This is a genomic window from Streptomyces sp. NPDC022552, from assembly GCF_055561875.1.
In genome coordinates this window covers 144,937-159,375 of record NZ_JBVHGJ010000011.1, presented here as the reverse complement: position 1 = coordinate 159,375, position 14,439 = coordinate 144,937, and the positions used below count along the sequence as shown (strand labels likewise).

The following is a 14,439-nucleotide window of genomic DNA, read 5'->3' as shown; positions in this document are numbered from 1 at the left end:
CACTCGCCGCCTGAGCCGTTGCTGTGCGAGGGCGTGAACCAGTGGTGGTTCAACGGGTGGGGCGCATGAGAGGCGTTGGGCATCCTGCGTAGTCCTTGAGCAGCATCTTGATCAGCTGGGCGAGTGATGAGGGCGCGCGACAGTCGCTCGTAGGACCCGGAGGCGGTACTCGATCGCCCTCAGAATTGGAAACGGGTGGTGGAGGAGTCCGCAGGTTTCCTGTGGACTCCTCCAATTGCGCAAGAGGTGCCTCGTCCTTGTCGAATGTGGCACCGCAAGCAGGCTATTGCTCCGAACTGGCATCCGTTGCGCGTCGAATTTCCGTCAATATGAGCTTCTTTCGGTCGCTCAAGAATTGATCGTAGTCATCTGAAGAAAGAGGGGATCTCTCACCTGTAGGAAGTAGGTGGGACTGGAGGATTCCGGAAACCTCTTCCTCACCCATTGCCTCGCTCATTGTGGCGATGTACGTCGAGGGCGCACGACTTCCGATGCTCTGATTGGTTCTCTTGTCGATCAATGCGCGGTTCAGGATGAGCTCTGAGCTGGCCGTGGTATGGCTCGATTCAAGATACTTCTTAGGGAACACATGGTGAGCGTCGACGTTTTCCTGAAGGATCTTCTCAGGCGTCAGGATCGATCCGGTATGGAAGTCCCGTGCGCCAGCGCTGAGGGTTAGCGCCATGATTCCCTTATAGAGGGCCTGAAGGTTTGTTCGAGCAGAGTCGAGGACGTCGTCTGAGAAGGAGAAGTCTCGAACGGCCTCTGGAATCGCCTCTTCTCCGGAAAGCCAGGCGGTCAGATCTGTGAAGTCTCGCCCAGCCTGACTGTTTCCTCCTTGGTCGTAATTCCGGCTGAATACTGAGCACCAGAAGAACCGGCGGATTTTCAGGAGGGCTGCACCGTTCTCCGCGCCGCGCTTTTCTTCGACGTCGTTCCATGCTGCCGCGAGAGGGACGATCATCATCGAGTACGGAAGCCACTTGGGGGCAAGGACCCCACACTCGTCCCGCAGGAAGGTGAGTGCCCTGGCTGCCCCCTGGGCTACGCGTTCCCAGTGAAGCTCGAGCTCCTCGGGCTTGAGTTCCAGGACGTCGCTTCGTTGCGCTGAGGCTGTTCTCCTGGTCCTTCCGAACGGATTCGCCCTCCGTGTTGTGGCTAGGAGCGAAACAGCCTGTAGAAGGGAGTAGGCGTCGACGTCGAAGGCGCTGAGGATAGGGTGCTTCTGTCGGGCTGTCTCCCACATTTCTCTGAGGTCTACTCCGGCCGGCCAGAATCGGGCCGCCAAAAGCTCAAATACAGTTAGCTTGATACCCGTCCGGTTCAACGTCTCGAAGATGCGACATACTGCGTCGAGCGGCGTGCTCTCGGGGAGCTCCACAACGGGGAAGCGGTAGTTCCCGATAGGGCGCAAATAGTTGCGGATCAGCTCGCGAAGCTTCTGTCGCCGCTCTCGCCAGTCTTCGAAGAGGTCGGCTGCTCCTTCCATCTCATCGAGCCACTCTTCGATCCTGTCTGATTCAATGAGAGCGAGAGGGAACAATCCCATTTTGATCTCATCTGCCGCGCTTGCTGGGGGGCGCTTGCTGGCGGAGCGTGCATTATCCTCGCGGTACACGATGACGTCGTCCAACCGGCTCGCGTCGAGCGGCCCGTCGTGGTCGAAGTGCAGCCCTTGGAGGGCGTTAAGGTCGACGTAGAACTTTTGTGAGCCGACTCCGCTGAGCGCGCGGAAGATGGACGTCATTCTCTGTTGGCCATCGAGAACAAGCGCAGCGTTGTCCCGTAGGGTTGCATTTTCGAACCCTTCGAACCCGCGGCGCCTGATCTGAGGTGTCTTCTGTTCCCAAAAGAGAAGGGTTCCGGCCGGATATCGAGCGATGATGGACACGAGGAGCTTCTGGGTGTCCGAAGGATCCCACACGAAACTTCGCTGGAAGTCCGGTATCGCGAGCCTACCTCGCCGAATATCCGCCATTAGTTCGTTGATAGATGGCGTGTCGGGTGTGGAGAGCTGCTTCTTCGAGGGCGCTTCGCTGGATTCCATTGATGGCTGCTCCGTCGCGAGGGATGTTTGGGCTGCTTGATGCGATTCGGCTTGTGGGAGTGGCTTGCTCTGCTAGCCGGCGGCGATGGTCGAGTAGGTCCAGACGTCCGCAGGGAGCTCATGTCGGAGTTTCCATGTGATCCCCATGGGATTGCTTCCCTTGTGCTCGACGTACTCGGCCGGGCCCAGAGCATCCAAGGCTGGGGGCCGCCGATGTCCGTCTTCTTGTGGCGGCGGACGAAGAGGAGGACATGGCTACCGAAGGTCTTGTGGTTCTTGTATCGGATGCCTGTCGGCGAAGTTTCCGACGTTTGGTTCTGCGACTCCCAGTGGAAGTGTGATTCGTTCAGCGCGTAGTCCCGGTAACGGGTCTGCGGGGAGAAGTCCTTCTCGTCCTTCTCCAACGTGATCAGCAGCGCGTCCGTCTGGATGTCTTCGCACCACTTCACCCCCTCCCGGAAGTGGCCCGGCATGAAGCCGCCGATGAAGGACTGGCCCAGAGCCGGCAGGATTTCCTCGCGGCTGTAGGAGGCGTGGACCGTCAAGGGGAGGTTGGCGAGCGGGCCGAGGAGGGGTACCGGGATGTGGTCGGTTCGGTCGAGGGCATACGCCAGGACCTGGCGGAGCTCGTCGCGGAAGGCGTGCTGGGGGCGAAGAGCGTCCAGCGCGTCTTGGTAGTCGGAGTAGCCGCCGCCCAGAGGCCACAGCGAGAAGAAGAGCATGCGGGCGTAAGCCCGCTCGATCTCGCTGAGCTCGCTGTAGGTGGGGGCGTCGTTGGCGAGCAGCCTCGTGTAGGTGTCCACTCGCCGGGGATCGTCGACGTGAAGGAACGCGGAGACGCGCTTGAGGAGGGCGTCCTCGCTCTGCGGACCAGAGTGGGGGAGCAAGCCTGACCGGCGAAGAAGGCCGGTCCAGGAGTTCCCGTTGCCGCGGTAGATCTCCTTGAGCTCGCGCCCGCTCTCTTTGAGGTAGTCCGCCAGACGGGGTTCGCCGTACTGGCCGACCTCGCGGGCAAGCTGAGTCACGTTGACGCTGAGCTGGCTGCGGATGTTGTCGATGATCAGCTCCTTGGCCTTGGACTCAAGGATGATCTGGCAGCCAGAAGGAAGTTGGGGGAAGTCATGCTCGATATTCGCGAGCAGACGGTTCCTCGTGAGGTTGGTCAGCGCGCGGAACTGCTCCTCGAAGCGGAACTCCTTGCGGTGCTGGCCGATGAAGTCCAGAACAGTCAGCACGGCCTTGCCTTCGCTGCGGCGAAGCCCGCGCCCCAACTGCTGGAGGAAGACAGTGGCGCTGGACGTTGGGCGCAGCAGAAGAAGCGTGTCGACGTCCGGGATGTCCAAGCCCTCATTGAAGAGGTCGACGGAGAAGATCACTTGCAGGCTCCCGGAGCTCAACGCAGCGAGGGCATCCCTGCGCTCGTCTCGTGGCGAGTCCCCCGACAGCGCCACAGCGTTGAGGCCAGCACGGCGGAAGAAGTCCGCCATGAAGCGGGCGTGGGCCACTGAGACGCAGAAGCCCAGGGCGCGCATGGAGCCCGGGTCAGTGACCTTGTCCATCACCGCCTGGACGACGAGTCGTGCGCGAGCGTCGTTGCCTGTGAACAGGTTGCTAAGGGCGGTGGCGTCGTAAGCGCCGCGCTTCCAGGTGATGGTGCTCATGTCGGTGTTGTCTGTGACACCGAAATAGTGGAACGGACTCAGGAGGTCGTTCTCCAACGCCTCCCAGAGTCGCATCTCCGCTGCGATGCGGCCGTCGAAGAACTCGTCCTGAACATTCCGCCCGTCCATGCGCTCTGGCGTGGCGGTCAGACCGAGCAGCTCGGCGGGCGTGAAGTGATCGATGATCTTCCGATAGGTGGGCGACACACCGTGATGGAACTCATCGATGACGATGACGTCGAAGTGATCGGGGGCAAGCCGCTCCAGCGTGCGCGTGTTGAGCGACTGGACGCTGGCGAAGACGTGGTTCCACTGTTCCGGGGCGAGGCCACTGTGCAGCTCTTCACCGAAGTTGGCATCCACGAGCACGTCTTGGTACGTGCGGAGCGACTGGCGCAGGATCTCCTGCCGGTGGGCGACGAAGAGGAGCCTCAGGTCGCGGCCGTACTTCTGTCGCAGATGCTTGTAGTCGAGCGCCGCCATCACGGTCTTGCCGGTGCCGGTGGCCGCAACCAACAGGTTGCGGTGGCGGCCGTGGACCTCACGTTCCACTTCGAGACGCTCCAACATGTCCCGCTGGTGAGGGTAGGGGCGCACTTCGAGGCCAGAGAGAGTGATGTGGCGGCCTGTGGTGTTGTTCGTTCCGCGGCCGGCGACATGGAGGGCTTCGTCAAGGCGCTTGGAGTCGGTTTCGGGGTCATACGGTTCGAACGCCGAGTCACTCCAGTAGGAGTCGAAGGTCGCTTCGAACTTGCGGAGGACATCGGGCGTTGCGACGGACGAGAGGCGGACGTTCCACTCCAGTCCGTCAAGAAGGGCGGCCTTGGACAGGTTGGAACTGCCTACGTACGCAGTGTCGTAGCCGCTGTTCCGGCGGAACAGCCAGGCCTTGGCATGGAGACGCGTGGAGCGGAGCTCGTAGTTGACCTTGACCTGGGCGTTGAAGCGCTGCACAAGACGGTCGAGGGCCCGTCGCTCCGTGGCGCCGATATAGGTCGTGGTGATGACCCGGATGGGGACCCCACGTGCGTGGGCCGATTCGAGCGACTGCTCGATGACGCGAAGGCCGTGCCACTTCACAAAGGCGCACAGGAGATCAACACGGTCAGCGGTGGCGAGCTCGGCCCGGAGTTCAAAGCCGAGGCTCGGGTCTTCGGGTGAGTTGGTGATGAGCGCGGTCTCTGAGAGAGGCGTCGCGGGTCTGATCCGGTAGACCCCTTTGGCCTCTTGCTCTGCGATCGCGAGGAGCTGGCGGGGGCCGTCGGACACGAGGTCGACCCACTCGCGCGCGCCCTCGATACTGCTCATCGACTCGAGGATGTGGTTGGCCGCGTGGACCCGCTCCGCTGCGGGCAGCTGCTCAAGGATGCGCCGGGCTGTGTCCGCAACATGCCGGGCGATGACGTGAGGCGCTGAAGCGGGGCCCACGGTGTCATCGATCGCATGCCAGCCCTGGTCTGCCAGCCCCTTGAGCTGATTCTCAAGGCGCAAGGTGATGAGCTGTTCGTAGAGTCCCGAGATCGGCTCGTTGGCATCGATCGGACCGCCCATTGTCGTCCCCTCCCCGTTCAGACCCTCCCAGTGATATCAGGCGTCACAGACAGTTCGATCACGACTTGGGGATATCCGGCTGGGTCACTCCGAGCCGTGGCACTCCCCATAAGTCCGCCCCGACCCGCACCAGCAGCCCGCCCCCCGTGCCGGTGGCCAGGCTGTGGCGCGGCCGCGGGCGGCCAGGGTCGTGGCGTACTGGGGGAGCAGGTCGGCGTTCGAGGGGGCCGAGGATTCCGAGGCGGCGAACGCTTCGTAGGAGGGGACCGTGGCCGGGACGATGCCCAGGTTGGGGGTGCCCGCTGCGGACAGTTCGCGGAGCGAGGCTTCGATGTCCGTGAGGTGGGCGCGGTACGTGGGGTACTCGGATTCCAGCTCCGGGTACGAGGTGAGGAGCTCGTCCAGTTCCGCTTCCGGCCAGTGGAGGACCGCCACCGGGAAGGGGCGGGAGAGGGCCGTGCGGTAGGAGCCCAGTTCGCTGCGGAGGCGGGTGATCTCCGCCTGGAGTTCCGCCGGGTCCGACGAGCCCAGCGACCACAGGCGCTTCGGGTCGTGCAGCTCGTCCAGGGGGACCTCCGCCGTGTGGAGGGTGTCCGCCAGGGTGTCCCAGTCGTCGTGGGGGAGCGCCAGCATCCGGCGGATCCGGTGGCGGGTCACCAGGAGCGACTGCGTGGGGTGCGGGAGGTCCGTGGGTGAGGACTCCGGGGCCAGGAGGCCTGCCGCCTCCGTCGCGATCGCCTCCGCGAGCTCCAGCTCGTCGTGGACCTCCAGGGTCTCCACGACGATCTCCCACGGCGCCGCCTCCGACGGCGCCGAGGCGCGGAGGCCCTCGATGATCGCCCGTGCCTCCGCCTCGTGGCCGTACTCCCACAGGTTCGCCGCCTTGAGGGAGCGGATCAGGTGGGGGTCCTCCGGAGACTCCGACAGGAGCGAGTCGTACAGGGCCGTCGCCGCCGCGCGGTCCCCCGCCAGTTCCAGGTGCGCCGCCGCCCGCAGGAGCAGGGCTTCGCGGTCCTCGGGATACAGCTCGGCGGTGCGCAGCAGGCGCTCGGCTTCGGTGGCGTGGGCTGCAGGCGTGTCGGGGCGCATGCTGAACACCGTACTGCTGTACGGCCCTGGAGAGTTGGCGCGTCAGCGCTTATCGTGCCCCGCGTGCGGGACAGGGTGCGTGGCAGGGTGCCGGTCGTCGTCCAGACGCGCGGGGTGCGGAGCACGCCCGCGCGTGTGCTGTGGGTGTGCGCCGAGGCCGTCGTCACCTGCGGGGTCGTCCTCCTGCTCCTCGTCGTCCACCAGCTCTGGTGGACCAACCAGCAGGCCCGCGCCCAGGCCGGCGAGCAGGTGCGCGTCCTGGAGCGGGAGTGGGCCGGATCACCCCCCGTCACTCCTGAGGCGCCTGTGGTGGAGATCCAGCCCTCTCGCGGGGTGGAGTCCCACGCACCGTCCCCCGGTGAGGGCCCGGCCTCTCCCGGCCCGGCGCCCGAGGCCTCCGCCTCCTCCGCGTACGCCATCATCCGCATCCCCCGCATCGGCCTCACCGCCCCCATCGCCCGCGGCGTCTCCAAGCGGTCCGTCCTCGACCGCGGCTACGTCGGGCACTACCCGGGCACCGCCGGGCCCGGCCGGACCGGCAACTTCGCCCTCGCCGGCCACCGCAACACCCACGGCGAGCCCTTCCGGTACATCAACCGGCTGCGCAAGGGCGACACCATCCGCATCCAGACCCGGGAGCGGGAGTACACGTACGTCGTCGATCAGGTCCTCGCCAGGACCGCACCCCGCGACACCGGCGTCATCCAGCCCGTGCCCCGCTCCCTCGTCAAGCCCTCCTACGGCTACTCCGACCCCGGCGCCTACCTCACCCTGACCACCTGCACCCCCGAGTTCAGCTCCGCCTACCGGCTTGTCGTCTGGGCCAAGCGGGCATAGCGGCCGAGCGTGTATAACGTCTAGGAGACCAGTGAGAGGAGTGGCAGCTTGATCGGCAAGGAGTTCGTTCTGCGCCTGCTCGCCCCGCTGTTCTCCCTCATCGCCCTCGGCGATCTGCTGCTCTCCGACGGCTCCGGCGTCTCCGCCGCCGTCGCCCTCGCCGCGACCACCGTCGTGTGCGCCCTCATCGGCGCCCCCGCGGCCCCGCCCGTACCCCCTACGCGGGTACGCACCGCCCTCCGCGACCGTGAACGGCGTACCGCCTTCCTGCCCCAGCGCGATCCCGACGCCTCCGGGCGCCGCAGGCCCCGGGCACCCGGCCGTCCCCTCCCGACGGCCGCGTAGCGAGACCAGACCCCCTGCGCGGATCCGTCATGCCGACGTTCTCCATTCCGGCACGACGAGACCCCTCGGAGGGCTCCCATGTCCGTTTTCGCTTCCCTGGTCGAGCAGCTCGCCGACCTGCTCCAGCCGCTCTTCGCCACCGCCTCCACCGCCGCCGCGATCATCCTGTTCACGATGGTCGTACGGCTCGCGATCCATCCCCTCTCGCGGGCCGCCGCCCGCGGTCAGAAGGCCCGTACCCGCATCGCCCCGCAACTCGCCGAGCTGCGCGCCAAGCACGCCAAGAACCCCGAGCGGCTCAAGAAGGCCGTCATGGAGCTGCACGCGAAGGAGAAGGTCTCGCCCTTCGCCGGCTGCCTGCCGAGCCTGCTCCAGGCGCCCGCCTTCTTCCTCATGTACCACCTGTTCGCCGGCGACCGGATGGCCGGGCACACCCTCTTCGCCGCCCCGCTCGGCGACCACTGGGCCGACGCCCTCGCGGCCGGCGGGGTCTTCGGGCCCGCCGGCCAGGTCTATCTCGTCCTCTTCGCGATCGTCGCCGCCGTCGCGGCCTTCAACTTCCGGCGTACGAAGCGTCAGCTCGCCGCGCAGCCGCTCGACACCGGACTGCCCGCTACGCCCGGCGCGGACACGATGAACAAGGTGATGCCGCTGCTCTCCTTCGCCACCCTGATCACGGTCGCCGTCGTGCCGCTCGCCGCCGCGCTCTACGTCGTCACCAGCACCACCTGGACCGTCGTCGAGCGTGCCGCCCTCTTCCGGGAGCAGCGCCCCGCGGAGGTCCTTGCTACCGGCGCGTAAGGGTCCAGTCCGTGAACGGGGTCTTGCCGACTGGTCGAGACTCTTGGAGGATCGACCAATCCTCCGATATCTCCGATGGCCGCACTCCATCGGCCGGGGCTCTGCCGGGCCCGCCCCCGGGCCCACCTCGACCACAGGGAGAAGACCATGAAGCTGCTGCGAGTCGGTCCGGCGGGAGCCGAGCGTCCCGCCCTGCTCGACGAGGACGGGACGCTCCGCGACCTGTCGGCCCTGGTCGGCGACGTCGACGGCAGCCTGCTGGCCGACGCGTCCACGCTCGACCGGATCCGGGCCGCCGTCGGCGCCGGCGTGCTGCCCGCCCTCGACGCGACCGGGCTGCGGATCGGCCCGCCCGTCGGCGGCATCGGCAAGGTCGTGTGCATCGGGCTGAACTACCACGGGCACGCGGCCGAGACCGGCGCGGCCACCCCGGCCGAGCCGGTCGTCTTCCTCAAATCCGCCGACACGGTCGTCGGCCCCGACGACACCGTGCTCGTACCCCGCCGCAGCACCAAGACGGACTGGGAGGTCGAGCTCGCCATCGTCATCGGCCGGACCGCCCGCTACCTGGAGAACGACGAGGAGGCCCTCGCGCACGTCGCCGGGTACGCCGTCGCCCACGACGTCTCGGAGCGCGAGTTCCAGATCGAGCGCGGCGGCACGTGGGACAAGGGCAAGAACTGCGAGACGTTCAACCCGCTCGGCCCGTGGCTGGTCACCGCCGACGAGGTGCCGGACCCGCAGGCGCTCTCGCTCAGGCTCTGGGTCAACGGCGAGCTGAAGCAGGACGGCAACACCTCGGACCAGATCTTCGGCGTCGCGGAGGTCGTACGGTACGTGAGCCAGTTCATGACCCTGTACCCGGGCGACATCATCAACACCGGCACCCCGGCGGGCGTCGCGATGGGCCAGCCCGAGCCGAAGCCGTACCTGCGGGCGGGCGATGTGGTGGAGCTGGAGATCGACGGGCTCGGCCGCCAGCGCCAGGAGCTCAAGGACGCGTAGCGGCCGGATCGTCAGGGCTCGGTCGTCAGGGCTCGGTCGTCGGGTCCGGTCGTCGCCCCCTCCGTCTCAGCCGGCGAGGTCGGTGGGGGCGGTGGGCGCCGTGAGGCCGGTGGGGGCCGTGAGGTCGGCCAGCAGTCGGCCCAGCGCCTCCACGACCATCGCGTGGTCCTCTGCCTGCGGCAGCCCCGACACCGTCACCGAGCCGATCACCCCCGCGCCCTCGACCGCGACCGGGAACGATCCGCCATGGGCGGCGTACCGGTCGGGGTCGAGACGCGAGGACTCCTCGAACGTCGTCCCCTTGGCCCGGAAGCGGGCGCCGACCAGGTACGAACTCTCCCCGTACCGCTCGACGACCCGCCGCTTGCGGTCGATCCAGGCGTCGTTGTCCGCGCTCGAACCCGGCAGCGCGCAGTGGAAGAGCTGCTGCGCGCCGCGCCGGATGTCGATCGCGACCGGCGCCCGGCGCTCGCGCGCCAGCTCGACGAGGAGGGAGCCGAGAGCCCAGGCGTCCTCGTACGTGAAGCGGGGCAGGACCAGGCGGGCTTCCTGGGCCTCCAGCGTGGCGGCCTCGCTCACAGCGTCACCGTGATTCCCTCGCGGGCGGAACGCCTCGCCGCCTCCAGTACGTCCAGGGCGGCAGCGGCCTCGTGGGCGGTGACCGGGTTCGTACCGGTGCCGCGGACGGCGGCGGCGACGGCCGCGTAGTACGCCGGGTAGTCGCCCGGCACCGTCTCGACCGGGGTCCCGCCGCCGGTCAGCGGGGACTCCCCGGCGCCGAGCCGGCCCCACAGCGACTCCGGCTCCACGCCCCACGGCGTGCCGGGCTCCGGCAGCAGGCCCTCGCGCAGGTCGGCCTCCTGGGGGTCGAGGCCGTACTTCACGAAGCCGGCGCTCGAACCCAGGACGCGGAAGCGGGGGCCGAGTTGGGCGGTGGTGGCGCTCACGTACAGATGCGAGCGCACGCCGTTCGCGTGCGTGATCGCGATGAACGTGTCGTCGTCGGCCTCGGCGCCGGGGCGGCGGACGTCGGACTCGGCGTACACCCGCACGGCCGGGCCGAAGAGCACGAGCGCCTGGTCGACGACATGGCTGCCGAGGTCGAAGAGGAGACCGCCGATCTCCTCCGGGGCGCCGGACTCGCGCCAGCCGCCCTTGAGCTGCGGACGCCAGCGCTCGAACCGGGACTCGAAGCGCTGGACCTCACCGAGGGTGCCGTCCGCGAGGAGCCGGCGCAGGGTCAGGAAGTCGTTGTCCCAGCGGCGGTTCTGGAAGACCGACAGGAGCAGGCCCCGCTCCTCGGCGAGGGCGGCGAGCCCGCGCGCCTCGGCGGCCGTGCCCGCGACCGGCTTGTCCACGACGACCGGGAGCCCGGCGGTGAGGGCGGCGGTGGCGATCGGGACGTGCGTCCTGTTGGGGGACGCGACGACGACCAGATCGAGCTCGTCCGCCCGCGCCCACAGCTCCTCGGGGGAGTCCGCGACCCGTACGCCGGGGTGCGCGGCACGGGCCTGTGCCTGGCGCACCGGGTTGCCGGTCGTGACCGTGTCGAGGACGAGGCCTTCGGTGGCGGCGATCAGCGGGGCGTGGAAGACGGAGCCCGCGAGGCCGTAGCCGACGAGTCCGACGCGGAGGGGGGCGGTGTCGGTGCCAGTCATGGGACCCACTTAAGCAACGGTGTTGCCAAAGTGCAAGCGACGGGGACAATGGGGTGGTGAACAGGAGTGTCAGTGGTGCCGGGAGCGCCAGGAACGAGGCGGGCGTCAATCTGCCGGCGCTGCGCAGCCACAACGCGGCGCTCGTCCTCGATCTGCTGCGGACGGCGGGGGAGGCCGGGATCAGCCGCCTCGAACTGGCCGAGCGCACCGGGCTCACCCCGCAGGCGGTCAGCAAGATCACGGCGCGACTGCGGGTGGAGGGCCTGGCGCGGGAGGCCGGTCACCGCGCCTCGACCGGCGGGAAGCCGCGTACCGTCCTGCGGCTCGTCCCCACGGCGGCGTACGCGGTGGGCGTGCACCTGGACCGTGACGAACTGACCGCCGTCCTGGTGGACCTGGCGGGCGTACGGGTCGCGGTGCGGCGGACCCCGCTGGATCTGGGCGCGGGGGCGGAGGCCGTCTTCGCCGCGGTGGAGCACGAGGTCGGCGCCGTACGGGAGGCGGGTGTCGGGAGGGAGGCCGGCGCGGTACCGGAGGCCGGCGTCGTACGGGGCGAGGCGCGCCCGGGCGGGAACGCTGAGGTGCCCTCCCCGGGCCCCGCCGTCCTCGGTGTCGGGGTCGCGATGCCCGGGCCGCTCGACCACCTCGCCGGCACGCCCGGGCGCGTCACCGGCTGTCCCGGGTGGGAGGGCGTTCCGCTACGGGACGAGCTCACGCGCCGGCTCGGGCTGCCCGTCGCCCTGGACAAGGACACCAACGCCGCCGCGCTCGGCCTTGCCCTCCACCCCGGGGCCCCCGCCTCCGACTCGTTCGCGTACCTCCACCTCGGTACGGGGCTCGGCTCCGGGCTCGTGCTCGGCGGCGCCCTCCACCGGGGGGCCAGGACCGGGGCCGGGGAGTTCGGGCACCAGACCGTCCTGCTCGACGGGCCGCCCTGCGACTGCGGCGGCCGCGGCTGTCTGGAGGTCCTCTGCCTCGGGGCCGTCGCGCGCGGTGACGTGCCCGAGGCGGCGCGGGTCCTCGGTACGGGCGCCGCGAATCTCGTACGGCTCCTCGACATCGACCGCGTCGTCCTCGGCGGCCGGGTCGTGGCCGCCGAGCCCGAGGCCTTCGTCGGCGGCGTCGGCGCGGTCCTCGCCGGGGCGGGCCTCGGGACTCCGGTCTCCGGCGCCACCTCCCCGTACGCCGTCGCCGAGGGGGCCGCGCAGCTGATCCTCGCTCCGATCTTCGGAAAATAGGCTGATTGGGCGGAACGGGTGGGCCGCCCGGGGGTCACGTGCCGCGTCGCTTCCCGGAACCGCCGCGCCCACCTGGCAGCGTCGCGGCCGTCCCGTACGCCCGCGAGCAGCAAAGGCACCCGTCCCATGCGACTGCGCAACGCCCTCGCCCTCGGTGTGACCGCGGCGACGACCGGAACCGCCGTCCTCGCGCTCGCCGTGGGCCCGTCCTCGGCGGAGCCCGGCCCGGACCCCGGGCCCGGATCCGGTTCCGAGGCCGAGGCCGGATCCGACTCCGCGTCCGTCCTGAACCCCGGTCCCGGCTTGAACCCCGGTTCCGGTCTGAACCCCGGGTCAGGTGCCGGGCTCAGGGCTGATACCGATTCCGGCTTCCGGCTCAGGACGAACGCCGACGCCGATACCGCCTCCGACTCCGCGGCCAGGTCCCGCCCCGACGCCGGATCCGGCGTCGAGCCCGCCGCGGACTCCGGCCCAGGCCCCACCCCCGGCCCCGGTGCCGACTCCGGAAGCGGGACCCGGCATCAGCAGCAGCCCTCCACCTGCGGCAAGGTCACCGACCCCGAGTTCCCGATCGACACCCGGATCCAGGGCCGCCCCGGCGTGTTCGTCCCCGGCGCCGGCTTCCGTACCTTCGAGGTCGACCTCACCAACACCACCACCGAGGCCTGCCGCAGCATCCACCCCGTCCTGGCCCTCGCCGACCGCGACCGGGTGCTCAGGCCCGAGCAGATCCGGCTGGACTTCTACGACTCCGAGGCCCGCATCTGGCGCCCGGTGGCGTTGGAGGCGACCGAGGAGGACGAGAACGTCGGAGTGTTGACCGACTTCTCCGGCTTCACCGTCCCCGCGGGCGGCACGGTCACCGTCCCCCTCAGGCTCGCGTTCCGGGAGGACACCGCCCCCAACGAGGTCGTGGCCAACGCGGCGATCGTGCAGCGCCAGGGGGCCGACGGCGACTGGGTCGGGGAGTCCGACGACTTCCGCCTGACCATCGGGCCCGAGGGCACGGAAGCGAACTCCGAGGCGAACTCCGAAACGAACTCCGAGGCGAACCCCCAGGAGAACTCCGAAGGAAACCCGGAGGCGAATCCGGAGGTCGCGCCCAGCCGGACCACCCCGCCTGAGGGCGGCGACACCGGCCTCCCGCCCGCACCGGCGCGCCCCGAACTCGCCCATACGGGACCCGAGTCGACCGCACTCCTCGCCCCCGCCTCCGGCGCGCTGCTCCTCACGGGCGCGTCACTCGTCGCCGCCTCCCGGCGCGGGCGACGGCGGCAGGCCTAGACGCTCCGAACCCGCGAGTCACTCTCCGTACACCCTCCCGTTCATTCCCATCTGCGAGCATCCCCCGGTGGACTACCCGAACGACCAGGCACCTGGCGCACCCATCCGCTCCGGCATCCCCGAGCACGGCCGCATCCCCAAGTACTACGCGGTGAAGTCGAAAGTCGCCTCACTGATAGACGAGTTGGGCGAGGGCGGGCTGCTGCCCACCGAGCGGGACCTCGCCGTCCGTTACGAGGTCTCGCGCGAGACGGTCCGTCAGGCCCTGCGCGAGCTGCTCCTCGAAGGACGGTTGCGCCGCCAGGGGCGCGGGACCGTGGTCGCCGGGCCCAAGCTGGAGCAGCCGCTCTCGCTCGCCAGCTACACCGAAGGCGTACGGCGGCAGGGGCGCCGGCCCGGTCGTAGCCTCATCTCCCTCGACCGCTTCTCCTGCCCCGACGCGCTCGCGCCCGAGATCGGCGTCGAGCGGGGCGAGCCCGTCTGGCACATGGAGCGCGTACTGCTCGCCGACGACGAGCGGGTCGGGCTCGAGAGCACGTACGTCTCGGTGGCCCGAGTTCCGGGTCTGGACAGCGAGTTCGACCCCGACTCCTCCTTCTACCGCTACCTCAGCGAGAAGCTCGGCATCGGCTTCGGCGACGCCGACGAGCGGATCGAGACCGTGCTCGCCACCCCGCGCGAGGCCCTGCTCATCGGCACCCCGCCCGCGCTCCCGATGCTGCTGATCCACCGCCTCTCCCGGGACACCGCGGGCCGCCCGCTGGAGCGGGTCCGCACGCTCTACCGCGGCGACCGGTTCAGCTTCACCGCGCACCTGGGGCAGCAGGGCTGACCCGGCCGGCCGCCGACCCGTCGCTCCGTCGATAACGGAAAGGTAACGGGTCTAGGCCAACCTTGTCACCCCGTTCACCGTCCCGTTGCCG

At 69.1% G+C, this 14,439-nt stretch carries 11 protein-coding genes and 1 pseudogene; 7 read left to right on the top strand and 5 right to left on the bottom strand.

Annotated elements, in window-relative coordinates; all coding sequences use genetic code 11:
- Nucleotides 1–283 precede the first annotated feature (283 nt).
- The 3 genes and pseudogenes from ACZ3OF_RS26360 to ACZ3OF_RS26350 all read right to left on the bottom strand — a co-directional run bounded on the left by ACZ3OF_RS26360 (nucleotide 284) and on the right by ACZ3OF_RS26350 (nucleotide 6,348).
- A complete protein-coding gene (locus ACZ3OF_RS26360; RefSeq protein WP_467307165.1) occupies nucleotides 284–2,047 on the bottom strand; it encodes a GmrSD restriction endonuclease domain-containing protein in 1,764 nt (587 codons plus the stop codon).
- A 72-nt stretch (nucleotides 2,048–2,119) separates the two neighbouring features.
- Nucleotides 2,120–5,259: pseudogene (locus ACZ3OF_RS26355) on the bottom strand (DEAD/DEAH box helicase).
- An 84-nt stretch (nucleotides 5,260–5,343) separates the two neighbouring features.
- Entirely contained in the window at nucleotides 5,344–6,348 is a 1,005-nt protein-coding gene (locus tag ACZ3OF_RS26350) for an SEC-C metal-binding domain-containing protein (protein ID WP_467307164.1), read from the bottom strand.
- 63 nt (nucleotides 6,349–6,411) lie between these two features.
- On the opposite strand from ACZ3OF_RS26350, the gene ACZ3OF_RS26345 reads away from it, so the two are divergent.
- The 4 genes from ACZ3OF_RS26345 (at nucleotide 6,412) to ACZ3OF_RS26330 (ending at nucleotide 9,336) form a co-directional block, all read left to right on the top strand.
- The gene (locus tag ACZ3OF_RS26345) at nucleotides 6,412–7,185 is read left to right on the top strand and encodes a class E sortase (protein ID WP_361673628.1); all 774 of its coding nucleotides are present in this window, start codon (nucleotides 6,412–6,414) and stop codon (nucleotides 7,183–7,185) included.
- Between the two features lie 48 nt (nucleotides 7,186–7,233).
- A complete protein-coding gene (locus ACZ3OF_RS26340; protein WP_361673626.1) occupies nucleotides 7,234–7,530 on the top strand; it encodes a DUF6412 domain-containing protein in 297 nt (98 codons plus the stop codon).
- Nucleotides 7,531–7,608: 78 nt separating this feature from the next.
- On the top strand, nucleotides 7,609–8,331 hold the full coding sequence (locus ACZ3OF_RS26335) for a YidC/Oxa1 family membrane protein insertase (RefSeq protein ID WP_361673624.1): 723 nt from the start codon (nucleotides 7,609–7,611) through the stop codon (nucleotides 8,329–8,331).
- Between the two features lie 147 nt (nucleotides 8,332–8,478).
- Nucleotides 8,479–9,336: a fumarylacetoacetate hydrolase family protein gene (locus tag ACZ3OF_RS26330; RefSeq protein WP_467307160.1), complete on the top strand. Its 858-nt coding sequence runs from the start codon at nucleotides 8,479–8,481 to the stop codon at nucleotides 9,334–9,336.
- 66 nt (nucleotides 9,337–9,402) lie between these two features.
- Here the strand turns inward: ACZ3OF_RS26330 and ACZ3OF_RS26325 are convergent, their stop codons facing one another.
- Complete coding sequence (locus tag ACZ3OF_RS26325) at nucleotides 9,403–9,915, bottom strand: heme-degrading domain-containing protein (protein WP_361673620.1); 513 nt, start codon at nucleotides 9,913–9,915, stop codon at nucleotides 9,403–9,405.
- A complete protein-coding gene (locus tag ACZ3OF_RS26320) occupies nucleotides 9,912–10,994 on the bottom strand; it encodes a Gfo/Idh/MocA family oxidoreductase (protein WP_467307157.1) in 1,083 nt (360 codons plus the stop codon). Before ACZ3OF_RS26320 ends, ACZ3OF_RS26325 begins: the two co-directional genes overlap by 4 nt.
- A gap of 56 nt (nucleotides 10,995–11,050) precedes the next feature.
- Here ACZ3OF_RS26320 and ACZ3OF_RS26315 point away from each other — a divergent pair, with 56 nt between their 5' ends.
- The 3 genes from ACZ3OF_RS26315 (at nucleotide 11,051) to ACZ3OF_RS26305 (ending at nucleotide 14,348) form a co-directional block, all read left to right on the top strand.
- Nucleotides 11,051–12,232: an ROK family transcriptional regulator gene (locus ACZ3OF_RS26315; protein ID WP_361673616.1), complete on the top strand. Its 1,182-nt coding sequence runs from the start codon at nucleotides 11,051–11,053 to the stop codon at nucleotides 12,230–12,232.
- Nucleotides 12,233–12,358: 126 nt separating this feature from the next.
- Entirely contained in the window at nucleotides 12,359–13,516 is a 1,158-nt protein-coding gene (locus ACZ3OF_RS26310) for an LPXTG cell wall anchor domain-containing protein (RefSeq protein ID WP_467307154.1), read from the top strand.
- A 67-nt stretch (nucleotides 13,517–13,583) separates the two neighbouring features.
- On the top strand, nucleotides 13,584–14,348 hold the full coding sequence (locus ACZ3OF_RS26305; RefSeq protein ID WP_467307152.1) for a GntR family transcriptional regulator: 765 nt from the start codon (nucleotides 13,584–13,586) through the stop codon (nucleotides 14,346–14,348).
- Nucleotides 14,349–14,439 lie beyond the last annotated feature (91 nt).